Raw genomic sequence first — 16,763 nt, 5'->3', positions numbered from 1 at the left:
GCTAGGACCGGTCGCCGTACTCGACCCGGTTGAGCACCGATGACGCCGGGTCGCCCGCTTGCAGCGGAGGCTTCGTGTCCTGCTGCACCATCAACGTCACACCGAAAACGGCGGCCGCTCCCAACAGCAGGCCGACGACAATGCTGGCCGCGGAGGGTACGACGAACCGGTTCACCCGGCCAACCTAGCATGGCGACACCCCCGATCCGTGCGAGGTGGACCTGGGTCGACACGCGGAGAATCGATTACCGCTTGTTCAGCGGCTAAGGTCGGGGCCCATGGCTTCACCGCGTCTCGTCGCAACTTTCGCAGCGTTGTCCGGGCTGTTGCTGGCCTGCTCCCCGAGCACCCCGGCACCGGAGTCCCAATCGCAGGACACGAAGCCGATGTCCACCAACGCGCCGCTGCCGGCAGCGCCGGTCTGTGATGTGGCCGCCCTTTCGCCGCGGGACAAGCTCGCCCAGCTGCTGACGGTCGGGGTCAAAGACGCGGCCGACGCCCGTGCTGTGGTGTCCGAACAGCACGTCGGCGGCATCATGATCGGCAGCTGGACCGATCTGTCGATGCTCACCGACGGTTCGTTGCCCGATATCTCGGCCGCCGGCCCCCTGCCGCTCGCGGTCACCGTGGACGAGGAAGGCGGCCGGGTGTCGCGGTTGTCCTCGTTGATCGGTGAGCAGCCGTCGGCGCGCGTGCTGGCACAGACCAAGTCCGTCGACGAGGTGTACGGCATCGCGCTGGATCGCGGGCAGAAGATGCGCAACCTCGGGATCACCGTCGACTTCGCGCCCGTCGTCGACGTCACCACCGACGCCGACGACACCGTCATCGGCGACCGGTCCTTCGGCGACGACCCGGTGAAGGTCACCGACTACGCCGGTGCCTACGCCCGCGGACTGCGCGATGCGGGGGTGCTTCCCGTGCTCAAGCATTTCCCCGGGCATGGCCACGGTTCGGGTGACTCTCACACCGGCTCGGTGACCACCCCGCCGCTGGCTGATCTACAGAACAACGACCTCGTGCCGTACCGGACCCTGACCACTGCCGCGCCGGTCGCGGTCATGATCGGCCATCTGCAGGTCCCGGGCCTGACCGGCTCCGACCCGGCCAGCCTCAGCGCCGCCGCCTACCAGCTGCTGCGCTCGGGCAACTACGGCGGCCCGGGCTTCAACGGCCTGGTGTACACCGACGACCTGTCGAGCATGGCCGCGATCAACCAGCGGTACGGCGTGGCCAGCGCGGTGCTGCTGGCGCTGCAGGCCGGGGCCGACAACGCGCTGTGGATCACCACCGACGAGGTTCCCGCGGTGCTCGACGGGCTGGAGAAGGCGCTGGCCGATGGCCAGCTCAACCAGGCGGCCGTGGATGCCGCGGTGCAGCGCAACGTCGACGCCAAGGGCGGGGTGCACTGCTAGCGGTCATGGTTCACAGGGCGTAGACCCGAGTGGCGTTGTGCACGCCGATCATGTCGACGATCCGGATCGCGTCGGACTCGCTGCAGTCCCCGGTGCGGACCCATTCGCCCAGGGCCAAACCCATGGTGCGGCGCCACAACACCGAACCCAGCAGGTGCAATTCGGGTGGCCCGAAGGCATCCGAGGAATAGAGCTGTTTGGCGAAGGGCGCGGTCTCCAGAGCCTCGGCCACCACGGCGCCCGATCGCGCCCCGAGATGGTTGATGGCCAGGCCCACATCGAAATTCACGTGATCGAATGCCTGCGCCAGATAACCGGCCTGGCGGTGGAACGGATAGCAGTGCAGCAGCAGCACTCCGACCGGTGCCATGGTGCGCAACAAGGGCAGCAACAACATCGGGTCGGTGCGGTGCAGATCCAGGTCGCGGTCGCCGAACCCGACGTGGACCTGGATGGGCAGCCCGTGGTCGGCGGCCTCGTGCACCCCGAACGCGATCAGCACCGGGCTGTCCACCCGCTGTGAATCCCGGGCCGCCAGCTCCCGGGCGGCCTCGATCACCCGCTGGTCGTCCGGACGCGACCAGTCGATGTCGAACGACGTGCGGTAGGCGGCAATTGTCTTGGTGCCCACTGTTTCCGGTGAATCCACGGCATCCGACAGGGTGGCCCGGAACGCCGCGGGGAAGTCCTCGGGGCTGGTGCCGGACTCCAGGAGGGTCTGGGCCAGCCGCTCCAGCCGCAGGATCTCGGAGGACGGGCGGCCGCTGAGTTCGGTGAGTCGTTGCGGTGTGGTGATGAGGTCACCCTGGAATCCGGTGTCGACGATCCAGCGGTCGACTCCGGCCGCCGGCAGCATCAGTGCCGCCAACTCGTCAGGGCTGAGCTCGCTGCGGCGCTTCCAGTAGTCCTCGGTGTCCGCGCGGGCGGGTAGCCCTAGAACTGGTGCGCACCAACGCCGGATCGACAGGCCGAGCGGCGAGTCGAACTGCGTCATGAAGTCCGGTATCGGGTCGGTGGACCCCTCGTTGAGCGACGCCTCGAAGGCGGCCCGGTCGACGGGCTTGTGGAACGCGCCGTGCACGTGATGATCGATCAGCCGGACGGTGCGCAGATGCTCGGCGAGGGCCGCGGGTACCGCATCGCGTATCCCGTCGAACACGTCGATCGTCGGGCCGGTGATGTCCCCATCGGGCATAGCCGTCCGACCTCCTTCGACCCCCCTGCGGCGGGGTGATCTCCTACGACATTGCCTCCGACGTAGTACACCACCGCCACCAGCGCACTGCGGCTGATCTGGCCCATCGGGTGCACCGGCGTACTGAGCCGCTGCCCTGACCGTCAACCGGACGCTTATCCTGTTCGGATGGCAGGTGGAACGAAGCGGCTGCCGCGGGCCGTGCGGGAACAGCAGATGCTCGACGCTGCGGTGCAGATTTTCTCGGTCAACGGCTACCACGAGACGTCGATGGACGCGATCGCCGCGGAGGCCGAGATCTCCAAGCCGATGCTGTACCTCTACTACGGCTCCAAGGAGGAGCTGTTCGGTGCCTGCCTGGACCGCGAGCTGACCCGATTCGTGGATGTGGTGCGCGGCGAGATCGACTTCACCCAGAGCCCCAAGGACCTGCTGCGCAGTGCCGTGCTCGCGTTCCTGACCTACATCGATGCCAACCGGGCCTCGTGGATGGTGCTCTACACGCAGGCCACCAGCTCGCAGGCGTTTGCACACACCGTCCGTGAGGGCCGCGACCGGATCATCGACCTGGTGGCCCGGTTGCTCAGCACCGGCACGCGAAATCCTCAGCCCGACAGTGACTTCGAGATGATGGCGGTCGCCCTGGTGGGTGCCGGTGAGGCGATCGCCAGCCGGGTCAGCACGGGCGATGCCGACGTCAACGAAGCCGCTGAGTTGATGATCAACCTGTTCTGGCGCGGCCTCAAGGGCACCCCTTCGGAGGGTGCTCCGAGCGTGCACTCAGATCACGGTCCGGCCGAAATCAGCGATCTGGGCGCACCGTCGGCGCAAAAAAATTAGTGTCCGAGACCCCATGAAAGTGGCATTACGCTCCCACTATGGGGTCTGAACTGAAGGTCACTCCGGCAGGACTGCGGGCGGCCGCCGCGGGCGAAACTGCCGTCAGTCAGGCGATTGCCGGCCTCGGCGTGGGGGAAGTGCTCGGTACAGCGGCCTCCGCCATGCCGGGCCTGCAGAGCGGGGCGGCTTGTGGCCAGGTGTCGTCGGTCGTCGACGGCGCGGTTCAGGCCGTCAGCAGCGAGGTCGGCGCCCATGCCGGAAAACTGACCGACGCCGCCAGCGCCTACCAGCGCACCGATGACGAATACGCGCACCGGCTGAACTCGGCCAAACCAGCGGGCTGACATGCCGGTATCGATCTCTCAGGTGGAAAGTTCCAATCCTGAGGCTTTGGTGTCGAGCGGTGCCGACATCGGCGCCCGTGCGGCCACGTTGTCAGCTCAGATGGATCAGCAGCGGGCGATCATCGACAAGCTTCGGGCCAGTTGGACCGGCACATCGTCGGACGCTGCGATCGCCAGCGCCACAGCGTCATTGGAGCGCATGCAACGACTCCACGAGAGTCTGACCAAACTGCAGTCCGCGTTACAGGCCGGTGGCGCCGAGTTGGTGCAGCAACGCTCGGCCATCCTGAGCTCCGTCGAGCAGCTACGCGGTCAGGGATGGCAGGTCGCCGACGACGGAACCGTGTCGATCCGTCCCGGCAGCGCTCTCGACATCTTCTCCAGGTTGAGTCCGGTGAACCGGATGCTGCTGCAGGCCCTGGCGGCGAAAGCGTCGGCACAACTGAAAGCCCAACTGGCGCAGTTCGAAACCACCGACAACAAGGTCGGTCAGCAGGTCCGTGACGCCGCGGCGGCACTGAGCACGCCGGATCCCAAACAGGCACCGGATCCGAACAGCCCCAAGGCCTTGGTCGACCGGCTGGCCGGGATGACCCCGGACGAGCGCGCGGCGTTCCTGGCCGGCCTCAGCCCGGAAACCCTGCACGACATGGTGCTCGCCGACCCTCAGGTGATGGGCAATACCGACGGTGTGCCGTTCGACACCAGGATCGAAGCCAACAACATCAACATCCGCAACGCGCTCGACGCGGAGCTGAGCAAGCAGCCACCTGACGATGCCCGGGTCAAGCAGCTGCAGGCCATGCTCACCCCGATCGAATTCCCCCCGGGCAGTGGACAGATGGTGCCACGCAAGTTCGTCGGGTTCTCCACCGAGGGCAACGGGCGGATGATCGAGATGATCGGCGAGATCAAGCCCGGCATCAAGGGCGTCGGGGTGGTGGTCCCCGGCACGAGCACCAACCTGAACGGCAGCGCCTCCAACCACAAGGCGGCGGTCGAATTGGCGGACCAATCCGGATCGCCGGTGTTTCTCTATATGGGTGACGATTTCCCACAGGATCTCGGGAAGGCCTCCGACCCGTCCTACGCCGCGTCGATGGCCCCCAAGCTGGTGTCCTTCGGTCACGAGATCGACCGCGCGGTGGGTGCGGGCGCCCCGGGCACACCGGTCACCTACATCGGCCATTCCTACGGCGGCGCCATCGTCGGGACGGCCGAACAGATGGGATTGCGCGCCGACCGCATCCTGCACGCCTCGTCGGCGGGTACCGGCATCCTTCCTGGGGAGTACACCAACCCGAACCCGAATGTGCAGCGCTACTCGATGACCGCACCGGGGGATCCGATCTCGCTGGTGCAGTCCCTGCCGCGCGACGTCGTCGACAACGGAGGGTTCGACTTGCCGTCATGGGTTCCGCAGACCGTCGAAGGGCAGCTCGGCAACCCGCTGGGTGGCCTGCCCTCGGCGACCGATCCCGACAAGATTCCCGGGGTCACGCGCCTGGACACCGGCTACTACGGGCGTGAGGGCGGGCACCACGGGGAGGTGATCGTGGGTCAGGAGGCGCACGGGGAGTACTGGAACGACCCCGATTCAGACGCGTTCCACAATATGGCCGCGGTCATCAGCGGCGGCGAGGCCACCGGCTATGTGGAGCGCGGGATCGAGACCAACTACGTCGACATCGATGTCGGCGATGACGGGAATTTCCAGGCCGAAGCCAGTGACCAGGCGCGGGCCGGCGCCGCACCCAAGATCCCCGAATTCCCCTGGGATGACGACGGATCCTACGAACGGCGGCAAAATCCATGGGACAATCCGCGAGTGACGGACAATCCCGGTAGCGGTCCACGGATACAGGTCAAATGAGAGTTTTCACAACGGTATTCGCGGCAACGCTGCTGATATTCACCAGCTCCTGCGGGTTCTCCCACGATGATCGTCCCGACACCGAGAATGAGGCAGCGATGCAATCCACTTCGTTGACCGTCACCGAGGCCGCCCGGGCGGTCGCGGGCTACGTATCCATGGTCGCCGACAAGCCGGTCGATCCGGATCCGGCCCAAGCGGCCCTGCACGGCTGCCGCACGAACGCCGGGATGATGCCGGACGGTCCGCCCTGGCGGGTGTTCCGGAAGGCGGTGATCGACAACCCGGCGCCCGAACTCGTCGCGGCGGCCCTCACCCGCATCGACACGCTGCTCGGCCAGGGGTTCAAGCCCGTTCCGTGGACGCGGCCCGAGCCGGAACCGCCGAACAACAAGGCTTACGAGGACAGCCGCGGGTACGTCGTCTCGGTCAAGACCGAAACCACGGCGGCCGGCGTCTTCCGGCTCAATGTGTCCGCGACCTCCCCCTGCGCGGAAGAGGATTAGAGGGCCACACCCTCCACGAGGCTGAACGGGGACGCCGTCTCCACCACGCGGGTGAGCCGGAAACCGGCCTGCTCGTACAGCTTTCGGTAGTCGTCGGCGCTGCGTTCTCGCGCGGCTATGCCGATCAGCATCTCCATGTCGGTCCACTTGCCGAGGAACTCGCGGTCGTGGTCGGGGATCACTCCCTCGACCAGCAACAGGGTGGTGCCCGGCGCGGCCGCCGCCCGGATGTTGCGCAGGATGACCAGCGCCTCTTCGTCGGGCCAGTCGTGAATGATGTTCTTCAGCAGGTAGGCGTCGGCGCCCGCGGGGACACTGTCGAAGAACGACCCGGGAACCACTTGCACGCGATCTGTCACTTCGTACTTGTCCAACATCGCCGGTGCTCCGTCGACCACCTGTGGCAGGTCGTAGAGCACCCCGCGGGCCGTCGGCGTCGCGGTCAGTACCGCGGCCAGCAGCCGGCCGTGGCCGCCGCCGACATCGGCGATGGTCCCGAACCGGGTGAAGTCGTAGGCGGCCACCACGGGGGCGATCGCCAGCTCGGAGATGCTGGTCATGGCGTCGTTGAAGATCGCGCCCAGCTCCGGCTCGGAGCCCATGTAGTCGAACGCGCCTTTGCCGCGCAGCTTCGGGATGATCGCCTCACCGGTGCGGACCGCGTCGGTGAGGTGGCTCCAGTGCTCGCGATGTTGCGGCGAGCCGACGAACTTCGCCATCCCCGCGATCGAGACCGGTGCGTCTTTACGCAGCGTGTCGCCCAGCGCGTTGAGTGCGTAACGACCGTCCCGGGTGCGACGGAAGACGCCCTCGCTGACCAGGGCGCGCATCAGCCGGTCCAGGGCGTCTGGGTTGGCCTCGACCCGGCGCGCCAGCTCCTCGGCGCGCAGCGGGCCGCCGGACAGTGCGTCGGCCACCCCGAGTTGTGCGGCGGCGGTGATGCCCTGCGCGACCCAGGCGCCCAGGATCATCTCCAGCATGGCCGCGGGCGGCGGGACGGCGCGCTGATGCAGGCGACGCAGATGATGGCGGACGCGTTCGACCGCACGAACCAATCCGGCGGGCGGCACCTTGGCGGGAGTCACCGGATGACTCTAGGGCAGGTGGGCCGAGGTGTCGGTCACTATCGCCGGTCTGATACCCAACAGCAAACGGAACTGGAGTCGGAACCTGTCGCGTCAGCCGCCTAGAGTGGTGCGAATGTTCATCGCGACCGAAGAGCCCGGTAATGCCTGACGCAGGCACCGGTGGCTCGTCGCTGGACCAGCTGTACCAGCTCAACCGCGAGGTAGCCGATTCCCGGTCGGCGCGGCTGCTGGTGACGAACAACCTGGCCACCTACCTCACGTTGATGGAACGCCACCTCGACCGGGGCGCCAAGCTCACCGAGATCGAGCTGGTGGTCCGGCTCGAACGTGACCTGGCCGAGCTCGGCTCCGAGACCGAGCAGTCGGGTCTGGCCCTGATCAAGTACTGGGCCAGCCAGGGCTGGCTGCACCGGATCACCGAGCAGTCCGGCGACACCGAGCGGAACGTCTGCTACCTCACGTACGAGGCGCGCGCCGTGCTGGATTTCGCCCGCCGGATGCGCCGCGAGGACACCATCGCCACCGGCGGCTCGATCACCGGTATCGCCGCCGGGTTGCGGCGGGTGGCCGGACAGGTCAGCAACGATCCGGATCGTATCCGCGCCGACATCGAGGCCGAGATCGCCAAGCTGCGTGACGAATTGGATGCGCTGGACCAGGGGCAGCGGCCCGAACCCGACCTGATCGACGTCGAAGACGAGGCCCGCGCCATCGCCTTGCAGATGGAGCAGATCGTCTCCGACATCGGGCAGTACGGAAGCATGCTCAACCGCATCACCACCCGGTTGCTGGACACCTCGGCCGACACCGATCTCGGCTACCGGGAACGTCAGCGCCAGCTGTTCGACGACTATGAGTCGCTGTTCGCGTCCCGTGAGAGCGCCTCCTACACCGCCTTTACCCGGATGATTCAGGATCCCGAGCAGCGCGCTGCCCTGGTGGCCGACATCGAGGCGGTGACCCGCGAGCTCCCGCACCTCGACCCGGGCCTGCGTGAGGTGATGACAGGATTCTTCAGCCTGGTGTCGGCGCAGACGGCCGAGGTGGGCCGGACCCGGCAGCGCTGCGCCCGCCGGATCAAGCGCTTCGTCGCGTCCGGCACGCTGGAACACAGCCGTGGTGTCACCCGTCAGCTCAACGACGCACTGGCCAGTGCGCACGAACTGCTCAGCATCTCGCTCGCCGACAGCCGGATCGGCATCGAGGTCCCGCTGGTGCGCACCGACTTCAATTCGATTGGCGCCGTAGCCTTCAAGATCCGTGACGCCATTCCGCCGTCGCAGGCCGAGTCGGCAGAGGGCGAGGTGAACCTGTCTGCGTTCTCGGCCCTGGCCTCTCAGGTGGACGCCGCCGAGTTGGCCGACCTGGTCAACGGCGCGGTGGCGGCCGGCCCGTTGTCGCTGCCCGACGCGATCGGCATGCTGGACTCGGCATACCTGGGCCACGTGATCGTGCTGTGGTCTTGGGCGCTCAAGCAACCGGCCGCCGACGGTGCTGAATCCGTTCGGGTACGGTTCCGGTCCCTGGAGGGCGCCGACCGCGAAATCGAGATTCCCCGACTGATTTTCACCGAGCCGATCCCTACTGCGAGTGAGAGCATGCTATGACCGACACCCCGGACACCTCTTCGGTCCCGGATACGACGATCGATTTCGATGCCCTGCCGAGCATCGACGCCGTCGAACGGTCCACCGATCAGCGCCGCGCGCCCCGCTTCGACGGGGACGTCAGTGAGTTGCCCGACCGCGCCTGCTGGGCATTGCAGCATCTGTTGTCGCGTCGCTACGTCAGCAAGGACAACCACTCGGAGCTGTGGTCATGGGTCACCCGGTACCGTAGCGAGCTCACCGTTCGGCTGTCGGAACTCGATATGCGGCTGTGCATCTCGGACGATCACGACATCGCCTATGTCGAGCAGGCCGACTACGAGTCGCAGTGGCGGCGCCGGCTGCTGCGCCGCGAAACGCTCAACACCTACGATTCGATCCTGGCCCTGCACCTGGCCAAGCTCATGCGCGCCGCGTCGCGCGACGAGAACGTCCTGATCAGCCGTGACGAGATCCACGAGCTGTTCGCCGGGGTGAACAACGACACCGACCGGGACACCGCCTCGTTCGACAAGCGCATCGACAACGCGATCGAGCGGCTCACCGACATCGAGATGCTCTCCCGCAACCGGGAAGACGAGGACAGTTTCACGATCAGCCCGGTGGTCAACGCGATCATGACGGCCTCGATGATCACCGAACTGCAGCAGCAGTTCGAGCAGTTGAAGCGGGCCGCCACCGGCACCGGGGACGACGACATCGACGACCTGTCCGAACGGCTCTCCGACGAAGTGGATGCTCATGGCTGAACCGACCAACCAGTTCTCGCTGTCGCGTCTGCAGGTCATCAACTGGGGCGTGTTCGACGGGTATCACTCGATCCCGTTCAGCCAGCACGGCACACTGATCACGGGATCGTCGGGGAGCGGCAAATCCTCGCTGCTGGACGCGATTTCGCTGGCCTTCCTGCCGTCGCACCGCCGCAACTTCAATGCCTCCGGCGATACCACCGCCGCGGGATCGGGCACCGGTAAGCGCACCGTCGACAAGTACGTCCGCGGCGCCTGGGGAGAGCGGCGCGAGGGCACCAGCCGCCAGATCATGTACCTGCGCGGGACGGGTCCGGCCTGGTCGGCCGTCGCGGTCACCTACAGCGACCGCACCGGGCGTTCGGTCACCGGATTGGTGCTCAAATGGCTGGCCGCAGAGAAGACCTCGGATCCGGGCAGCCGCTACTACCTGATCGACGACGACCGCGACATCTTCGGTTTGTGCAACCGCTGGGCGTCCAACGGCTATGACGCCGCGGTGTTCCGCGACGACGGCTGGACCGGTGGCCGCAGCGAGAGCCAGTACCTGGCCCAGCTGTACTCCAGCATCGGCATCCGGGCCTCCGAGGCCGCACAGCAGCTGCTCGGAAAGGCCAAGTCGCTGAAAAGCGTTGGCGGTCTTGAGCAGTTCGTCCGGGAGTTCATGCTCGACGAGCCGGCCAGCCTCAGCGGGGTGGAAGAGGCCCTGGAGCAGATAAACCCGCTGGTCGAGGCTCGCGGCCTGCTCGATGTGGCCCGGCGCAAGCGCAACACGCTCGGCAACATCGCCGCGGTCCAGGCGCGTTACGCCGACGAGGCGGCCAAGTTCGGGGTGATCGACACCATCGACAACGCCATGATCCGCGATTACGTCGACCACCTGCGCCTGGCCCAGGCCGGCCCGGAGATCGCCAATCTCGACGATCAGATCACCCAGCTCGGCGCCCAGCGCGACGAGTTCGGTACCCAGCAGCGTCAGCTCAAGAACGAGCACAACTCGCTGATGGCCCAGATCAACACCGTCACCGTGGATCTGGTGCCGCTGCAACAACGGCTGACCGAGGCCGAGCGGATCAGCGAGGAAGTCTCGCGTCGGCGCAGCACCTACGAGGACAAGGTCACCTCGCTTGGACTGACCCCGCCGGACAACGGCGAGGAGTTCTGGTCGCTGCGTGAGACTTTGATGGAGGAAGCCGACCGGCTGCACCGCGAACTGTTCACCGGCAACCAGCCTTACGTCGAGGCGTCGGCCAAGGAAGTCCGGGCTCGTGAGGCGCGGGAGAGCGTGGAGGCCGAGCTGGAGCGGGTGCAGCGGCTGGGCTCGCCGCTGCCTCGGACCGAGTACGAGATGCGGGCGCGTATCGCCCGGGCGCTCGACATCTCCGAGCGCGATCTGGTCTACGTGGCCGAGCTGATGGAGCTGAAGCCGGACGAGTCGCGGTGGCGGCTGGCCGTCGAGAAGGTGTTGCGCGGGGCCGGATTACGCCTGCTGGTTCCCGATGCCTACATGGAGCGGGCGCTGCGCTTCGTCAACGAGAACGACATGCGCGGGCGGATCCAGTTGCAGCACGTCCAGCACGGCTCGCAGTTGCGTACGCCGCCCCCGAACACGCTGGCCACCAAGCTGCAGCTCGCCGACCCGACACACGACAGTGCCGTGGAGGCGCTCAACGTGATCGCAAGCGTCGGTGACTACGTGTGTGTGGACGGGCCGGGGGAGTTCACCGAGCAGTCCCGTGCGGTCACCGACCAGGGTCTGCGCAAGGACAGCGGCCGGCTCTCGATCAAGGACGACCGGTCGCGGCTGCGGCCCTCGGACTACATCTTCCTCGGTGGCACCGCGGCCAAAGTCGAAGCGCTGCAGGATGATCTGACCGCTGCACAGGATGTGTACCAGGTGGCGCGCACCGCCCGCGAGCGGCTCGACGAGCACCGCGGCCAGCTGCAATCCCGGGAACGGGCGTGCCGGGCACTGTGCGACCAGTACATGCAGTGGAGCGACATCGACACCGATTCGGTCGACGAGATGCTCGAGCGGCTGCAGGACGAACACGACCTGCTGGTGTCCGACAATCCCGATGCCGAACGGCTGCAACAACGGGCCGACGAGTGCTGGGAGCGCGTCGAGAAGGTCATCCAGCAGATCGGCTCGCTCAACGAACGTGAGACCACGCTGGATCGCAGGCGCACCGCGCTGCTTGAGCTCAGTGAGCTCCTCACCGAACGGATCGGGTCCGGCGAATTCCCGTCGCATGCCCGCGACACGATCGACGGCTATGCCGCCGACATCGCCTTGAGCCTTGAGTTGCTCGAACCCGAGCCCTACCGAAACGAACTGATCCGCGTCATCAGCCGGGAGCGGGACCGGCTGCGGGCGGACCGCAACCGCTCGCATGACGAGTTGGCCGGCATCATGTCCGCCTACGACAGCTCGTTCCCCGACGCGATCCCGAACGACAGCGATGTGTTCGACGAGCGGGTGCACGACTACGTGGCGCTGTGCCGTCGTATCGACGAGCGGGAACTGCCCGACGCCTACGAGCGCATGCAGCGCCTGATCACCGAACAGGCCCCGGGCGCGATCCTGAACCTGCACATGATCGCCGACAACGAGGCGCGGCGGATCACCGAGCAGATCGCCCGGGTTAACACCGGGCTGGGCGCGGTGGAGTTCAACCGCGGCACCCGGCTGACCCTGCACGCAGGTACCCGGCACCTGGCGGCGGTCGACGAGCTGAACGAGAAGGCGCAGCGCATCTCGGCGCGGGTGTCACTGGTGAGCTTCGGTGATGAGACCGCGATGTTCGAGCAGTACACCGACATACTGCAACTGCGAAAGTTGTTGGCCGGCAACACACCCGAGGACCGGCAGTGGACCCGCGACGCGCTGGATGTGCGTAACCGGTTCGTGCTGTATTGCGAGGAGCGCGACGCCGAGACCGGTGAGGTGATCCGGACCTACAGCAACTCCGGTGACAACTCCGGTGGTGAGCAGGAGAAGCTCATGGCGTTCTGTCTGGCCGGGGCGCTGAGCTTCAACCTGGCCAGCCCGGACAGCAATGACACCCGGCCGCTGTTCGCCCAGTTGATGCTCGACGAGGCGTTCTCCAAATCGGACCCGCAGTTCGCCCAGCAGGCGCTGTCGGCGTTCCGAAAGTTCGGTTTCCAGTTGGTGATCGTGTCGACCGTGCAGAACAGCACGACGATCCAGCCCTACATCGACAACGTGGTGATGGTGTCCAAGTCTGATGCATCGGCACCCAATGCCCGGCCGGTCGCGTCGGTCACCTCGGCATCGATCTCCGAATTCGCCGATCTGCGGCGGACTTCCGGGGATGCCGTCCCGAGCGCGTGAGTTTCGCCGAGCGTGCGTACAGATCGCGATCTAGCGCGAAAGTGCGATCTGTACGCACACTCGAGGCTCAGCGCAACGGGCTGACCGTTGCGGTCAGGTGCGGGTAGCCCTTCGAAAGGTTCCGCAGGGTCAGCTCCCAGCCGTCGGCGTCACGCTCGACGTAGAGCCCGGCCTTGGCCGGCAGCACCACGGGCTTGGCGAACCGCACCGAGTACCTGACCGCGTCGGGGATCTGCCCTTCGATGTTCGCCAGGACGGCTGCGGCACTGAACATCCCGTGCGCGATGACGGTCGGGAAGCCGAACAGCTTGGCCGCGACCCCATTGGTGTGGATGGGGTTGTGGTCCCCGCCGATCGACGCGTAGTTCCGGATCTGGCCCGCGGTGATGTTCAGAACGGCGTTGGGCGGCGGCAGCTTCGGCTGCTTCTGCGGTTCGGGCTTGGGCTCACCGGACAGGCTGGTCTTCTGCTGGTGCAGGAACGTCGTCACCTGGTGCCACGCCACATCGTTGCCGACCTTGAGCTCGGTGACGATGTCCACCAACAGGCCCTTGCGGTGCTCGCGCAGGTTCTCCGCGTGCACGGCCGCGCTGACGGCGTCGGTCACCTTGATCGGCCGGTACTGGGTGATGTGGTTTTCGATGTGCACCGAACCCATTGCGGCGAACGGAAAATCGAATCCGGTGACCAGCGACATCACCGTCGGGAAGGTCAGCGCGAACGGGTAGGTCAGCGGCAGGGTGTCGCCGAATCGCAGCCCGGTCACCTGTGCATAGGCCGCGACGTTGGCCGGGTCGATGGGTAGGTTGTCGACCGTGACGGTGCGAGCCGGCAGCGTGTCGTCGCGCGGGATGAACGGCAGGGCGCCGACGACGGCGCGCAGCATGTTGTTCACGTACTCACGCCCCCAGCATGGCCTGGCCGCAGACCCGGATGGTGTTGCCGGTGACGGCATTCGATGCGGGGCTGGCGAAGTAGGCGATCAACTCGGCCACGTCCACGGGCTTGCCGCCCTGGAACAGCGAGTTCAGCCGGCGGCCCACCTCGCGGGTGGCCAGCGGGATGGCGTCGGTCATCTTGGTCTCGATGAAGCCGGGGGCCACGGCGTTGATCGTGATGCCCTTCTCGGCGAGCACCGGTGCCAAGGCCTCGGTCAGCCCGATCATGCCGGCCTTGGTGGCGGCGTAGTTGGTCTGCCCGCGGTTACCGGCGATGCCGGCCATCGAGGACAGTCCGATCACCCGGCCGCCTTCGCCGAGCGTGCCGCTGGCGACCAGGCCCTCGGTGAGGCGCTGCGGAGCAAGCAGGTTCACCGCGATCACGGAGTCCCAGCGGCTCTCGTCCATGTTGGCCAGCAGCTTGTCGCGGGTGATGCCGGCGTTGTTCACCAGCACATCGACCTTGCCGCCGTGCTGAGCGGTGACATGCGCGACGATCTGCTCGACGGCATCGTCGGCGGTGACGTCCAGCGTCAGGGCACTGCCGCCGACCTTCTCGGCGACCTTGCCCAGATCCTCGGCGGCCTGGGGAACGTCCACCGCGACCACGGTTGCGCCGTCACGCGCGAACACCTCGGCGATGGTCGCGCCGATGCCGCGGGCCGCACCGGTCACCACGGCCACCTTGCCGGCCAGCGGCTTGTCCCAGTCGGCCGGCGGGGTCGAGTCGGCGGCGCCCACGCGGTACACCTGCCCGTCGACGTAGGCCGACTTGGCCGACAGGATGAACCGAAGGGTGGACTCCAGGCCGGTCACAGCGGGCTTGGCGTCGGCAGCCAGGTACACCAGCGACGCGGTGGCGCCGCGCTGCAGTTCCTTGCCGAGTGAGCGGGTGAAGCCCTCCAGGGCGCGTTGCGCGATCTGGGCGTGCACGCTGCCGGCCTGGTCCGGGGTGGTGCCGATGACGACCACGCGGGCGCACGAGGCGAGGTTGCGCAGCACCGGCGTGAAGAACTGGTAGAGCTCCTTGAGCCCGGCGGCGTCGGCGATGCTGGTGGCATCGAGCACCACGCCACCGAACGAATCGGCCCAGCGGCCGCCGATGTTGTTGGACACGACGTCGTAGTCGTCGGCCAGCGCGGCGCGCAGGGGCTCGACGACACGGCCCTCACCGCCGATCAGCAGGGAGCCGGCCAGCGGGGGCTGACCGGGGCGATAGCGGCGCAGAGTCTCGGGCTGCGGCACGCCCAGCTGCTTGGCCAGGAACGATCCCGGCCCGGAGTTGACCACTTGGGAGAACAGATCGGAAGCCACTTCAGCTGCCTTTCGCTTCGCAGTACTGCGTTGTCAACACCGAACTTACTCCAGAGTAAGAACAGTGGGTAATATGGCCCCGGACAACCCGACAGTGGAGGGCAAACAGATGGCCAACAACACGACCCGGCGCCGCGTTGCCGTATTGGGTGGCAACAGGATTCCGTTCGCACGGTCCGACGGCGCGTATGCCAACGCCTCCAACCAGGACATGTTCACCGCCGCCCTGGACGGGCTGATCGAGCGTTTCGATCTGGCCGGTGAACGCCTCGGCGCGGTGATCGGTGGGGCGGTGCTCAAGCACAGCCGCGACTTCAACCTCATGCGTGAATGCGTGCTGGGCAGCGCATTGTCGCCTTACACGCCGGCGTACGACATCCAGCAGGCCTGCGGTACCGGTCTGCAGGCCGCCACCGCGGCCGCCAACGCGATCGCGCTGGGCCAGTACGAATCGGCGGCGGCGGGCGGTGTGGATACCGCCTCGGACGCGCCGATCGCCTTCGGCAACGACCTGCGGCAGGTGCTGCTCGGCCTGCGGCGGTCCAAGTCCAACCTGGACCGGCTCAAGCTGGTCGGCAAGCTGCCGGCCGCCCTCGGTGTGGAGATCCCGGTGAACAGCGAGCCCCGCACCGGCATGTCGATGGGCGAGCACGCCGCCGTCACCGCCAAGAAGATGGGCGTCAAGCGCGTCGACCAGGACGAACTGGCTGCCGCCAGCCACCGCAACATGGCCGCCGCCTATGACAGCGGCTTCTTCGACGACCTGGTGACGCCGTTCCTCGGCCTGTACCGCGACAACAATCTGCGCGCGGATTCCTCGCCGGAGAAGCTGGCCAAGCTCAAGCCGGTGTTCGGCGTCAAGGCCGGCGACGCGACCATGACCGCGGGTAACTCGACCCCGCTGACCGACGGCGCCTCGGTGGCGCTGCTGGCCAGCGAGGACTGGGCTGCCGCGCACGGCCACGAGCCGCTGGCCTATTTCGTCGACTCGGAGACCGCCGCCGTCGATTACGTCAACGGGCCCGACGGCCTGCTGATGGCCCCGACGTACGCAGTGCCGAGGCTGCTGGCCCGCAACGGGCTGACCCTGCAGGATTTCGATTTCTACGAGATCCACGAGGCGTTCGCCTCGGTGGTGCTGGCCACCCTGTCGGCCTGGGAATCCGACGAGTACTGCAAAGAGCGCCTGGGCCTGGACAAAGCGCTCGGCTCCATCGACCGCGCCAAGCTCAACGTCAACGGTTCCTCCCTGGCCGCGGGCCATCCGTTCGCGGCCACCGGCGGCCGGATCGTGGCGCAGCTGGCCAAGCAACTGGCGCACAAGAAGAAGGTAACGGGTCAGCCGGTGCGCGGCCTGATCTCGATCTGTGCGGCCGGTGGGCAGGGTGTCGCCGCCATCTTGGAGGCATGACCTCTACAAATGCCTGCCGCGAAAACATCCGAAAAGTTTCTTTTGGGGATGTGTAACGGCGGCGGCATAGAGGTCGATACACGGGTAGCTCCGTGTTGCCGTCTGACCCCCCGACCCGACGGCAACAC

14 protein-coding genes are annotated in these 16,763 nt (G+C 67.0%); 9 read left to right on the top strand and 5 right to left on the bottom strand.

All coding sequences use genetic code 11. The features are described from left to right. Position 1: 1 nt before the first annotated feature. Positions 2 to 175 carry a DUF2613 domain-containing protein gene (locus BN2156_RS18920; RefSeq protein ID WP_003891682.1) on the bottom strand — a complete coding sequence of 58 codons (174 nt, stop codon included), beginning with the start codon at positions 173 to 175 and terminating at the stop codon, positions 2 to 4. Between the two features lie 103 nt (positions 176 to 278). Between BN2156_RS18920 and BN2156_RS18915 the strand changes: the two genes are divergently transcribed. After that, positions 279 to 1,415, top strand: a complete 1,137-nt coding sequence (locus BN2156_RS18915; protein ID WP_090516519.1) for a glycoside hydrolase family 3 N-terminal domain-containing protein — start codon at positions 279 to 281, stop codon at positions 1,413 to 1,415. Between the two features lie 10 nt (positions 1,416 to 1,425). Here BN2156_RS18915 and BN2156_RS18910 read toward each other — a convergent pair whose 3' ends face one another. Beyond that, positions 1,426 to 2,610 carry an amidohydrolase family protein gene (locus BN2156_RS18910; protein WP_090516518.1) on the bottom strand — a complete coding sequence of 395 codons (1,185 nt, stop codon included), beginning with the start codon at positions 2,608 to 2,610 and terminating at the stop codon, positions 1,426 to 1,428. Between the two features lie 168 nt (positions 2,611 to 2,778). Here BN2156_RS18910 and BN2156_RS18905 point away from each other — a divergent pair, with 168 nt between their 5' ends. From BN2156_RS18905 to BN2156_RS18890, 4 genes are all read left to right on the top strand, one after another. After that, the gene (locus BN2156_RS18905) at positions 2,779 to 3,450 is read left to right on the top strand and encodes a TetR/AcrR family transcriptional regulator (RefSeq protein WP_090516517.1); all 672 of its coding nucleotides are present in this window, start codon (positions 2,779 to 2,781) and stop codon (positions 3,448 to 3,450) included. A 38-nt stretch (positions 3,451 to 3,488) separates the two neighbouring features. Continuing rightward, positions 3,489 to 3,794 (top strand): type VII secretion target, encoded by a 306-nt coding sequence (locus BN2156_RS18900; protein ID WP_090516516.1) that lies wholly within the window; start codon positions 3,489 to 3,491, stop codon positions 3,792 to 3,794. A gap of 1 nt (position 3,795) precedes the next feature. Then, positions 3,796 to 5,667, top strand: a complete 1,872-nt coding sequence (locus BN2156_RS18895; RefSeq protein ID WP_090516515.1) for an alpha/beta hydrolase — start codon at positions 3,796 to 3,798, stop codon at positions 5,665 to 5,667. 98 nt (positions 5,668 to 5,765) lie between these two features. After that, positions 5,766 to 6,173 (top strand): hypothetical protein, encoded by a 408-nt coding sequence (locus tag BN2156_RS18890; RefSeq protein WP_235625407.1) that lies wholly within the window; start codon positions 5,766 to 5,768, stop codon positions 6,171 to 6,173. Here the strand turns inward: BN2156_RS18890 and BN2156_RS18885 are convergent. Next, on the bottom strand, positions 6,170 to 7,258 hold the full coding sequence (locus BN2156_RS18885; protein ID WP_162490887.1) for a methyltransferase: 1,089 nt from the start codon (positions 7,256 to 7,258) through the stop codon (positions 6,170 to 6,172). The genes BN2156_RS18890 and BN2156_RS18885 overlap by 4 nt on opposite strands. Positions 7,259 to 7,401: 143 nt before the next feature. Between BN2156_RS18885 and BN2156_RS18880 the strand changes: the two genes are divergently transcribed. Genes BN2156_RS18880 through BN2156_RS18870 form a run of 3 tightly spaced genes read left to right on the top strand, consistent with a single transcriptional unit; the run spans position 7,402 to position 12,972 of the window. Further along, the gene (locus BN2156_RS18880) at positions 7,402 to 8,868 is read left to right on the top strand and encodes a DUF3375 domain-containing protein (RefSeq protein WP_090516513.1); all 1,467 of its coding nucleotides are present in this window, start codon (positions 7,402 to 7,404) and stop codon (positions 8,866 to 8,868) included. Continuing rightward, positions 8,865 to 9,617, top strand: a complete 753-nt coding sequence (locus tag BN2156_RS18875; protein ID WP_090516512.1) for a DUF4194 domain-containing protein — start codon at positions 8,865 to 8,867, stop codon at positions 9,615 to 9,617. Before BN2156_RS18880 ends, BN2156_RS18875 begins: the two co-directional genes overlap by 4 nt. After that, complete coding sequence (locus tag BN2156_RS18870; protein WP_162490886.1) at positions 9,610 to 12,972, top strand: ATP-binding protein; 3,363 nt, start codon at positions 9,610 to 9,612, stop codon at positions 12,970 to 12,972. The genes BN2156_RS18875 and BN2156_RS18870 overlap by 8 nt, the downstream gene beginning before the upstream one ends. A gap of 67 nt (positions 12,973 to 13,039) precedes the next feature. Here the strand turns inward: BN2156_RS18870 and BN2156_RS18865 are convergent, their stop codons facing one another. Together BN2156_RS18865 and BN2156_RS18860 are read right to left on the bottom strand one after the other, a co-directional pair. Continuing rightward, positions 13,040 to 13,858, bottom strand: a complete 819-nt coding sequence (locus BN2156_RS18865; protein ID WP_090517485.1) for a MaoC/PaaZ C-terminal domain-containing protein — start codon at positions 13,856 to 13,858, stop codon at positions 13,040 to 13,042. A 13-nt stretch (positions 13,859 to 13,871) separates the two neighbouring features. Beyond that, entirely contained in the window at positions 13,872 to 15,224 is a 1,353-nt protein-coding gene (locus BN2156_RS18860) for a 3-oxoacyl-ACP reductase (protein WP_090516510.1), read from the bottom strand. 73 nt (positions 15,225 to 15,297) lie between these two features. Here BN2156_RS18860 and BN2156_RS18855 point away from each other — a divergent pair, with 73 nt between their 5' ends. Continuing rightward, positions 15,298 to 16,635 (top strand): acetyl-CoA C-acetyltransferase, encoded by a 1,338-nt coding sequence (locus BN2156_RS18855; protein WP_407661730.1) that lies wholly within the window; start codon positions 15,298 to 15,300, stop codon positions 16,633 to 16,635. Positions 16,636 to 16,763: the final 128 nt, after the last annotated feature.

Origin of the sequence: Mycolicibacterium neworleansense, assembly GCF_001245615.1 — a bacterium.
GTDB lineage: Bacteria > Actinomycetota > Actinomycetes > Mycobacteriales > Mycobacteriaceae > Mycobacterium > Mycobacterium neworleansense.
The sequence above is the reverse complement of the archived record's forward strand: the minus strand, read 5'-3'. Positions and strand labels throughout refer to the sequence as shown.

Excerpts from the sequence above, each read along its gene's own strand:
- BN2156_RS18910 (WP_090516518.1), bottom strand. The coding sequence starts at position 2,610 with ATGCCCGATGGGGACATCACCGGCCCGACGATCGACGTGTTCGACGGG.
- BN2156_RS18855 (WP_407661730.1), top strand. The coding sequence starts at position 15,298 with ATGGCCCCGGACAACCCGACAGTGGAGGGCAAACAGATGGCCAACAAC.
- BN2156_RS18870 (WP_162490886.1), top strand. The coding sequence starts at position 9,610 with ATGGCTGAACCGACCAACCAGTTCTCGCTGTCGCGTCTGCAGGTCATC.
- BN2156_RS18900 (WP_090516516.1), top strand. The coding sequence starts at position 3,489 with ATGGGGTCTGAACTGAAGGTCACTCCGGCAGGACTGCGGGCGGCCGCC.
- BN2156_RS18880 (WP_090516513.1), top strand. The coding sequence starts at position 7,402 with ATGCCTGACGCAGGCACCGGTGGCTCGTCGCTGGACCAGCTGTACCAG.
- BN2156_RS18890 (WP_235625407.1), top strand. The coding sequence starts at position 5,766 with ATGCAATCCACTTCGTTGACCGTCACCGAGGCCGCCCGGGCGGTCGCG.
- BN2156_RS18915 (WP_090516519.1), top strand. The coding sequence starts at position 279 with ATGGCTTCACCGCGTCTCGTCGCAACTTTCGCAGCGTTGTCCGGGCTG.
- BN2156_RS18895 (WP_090516515.1), top strand. The coding sequence starts at position 3,796 with ATGCCGGTATCGATCTCTCAGGTGGAAAGTTCCAATCCTGAGGCTTTG.
- BN2156_RS18865 (WP_090517485.1), bottom strand. The coding sequence starts at position 13,858 with ATGCTGCGCGCCGTCGTCGGCGCCCTGCCGTTCATCCCGCGCGACGAC.
- BN2156_RS18875 (WP_090516512.1), top strand. The coding sequence starts at position 8,865 with ATGACCGACACCCCGGACACCTCTTCGGTCCCGGATACGACGATCGAT.
- BN2156_RS18905 (WP_090516517.1), top strand. The coding sequence starts at position 2,779 with ATGGCAGGTGGAACGAAGCGGCTGCCGCGGGCCGTGCGGGAACAGCAG.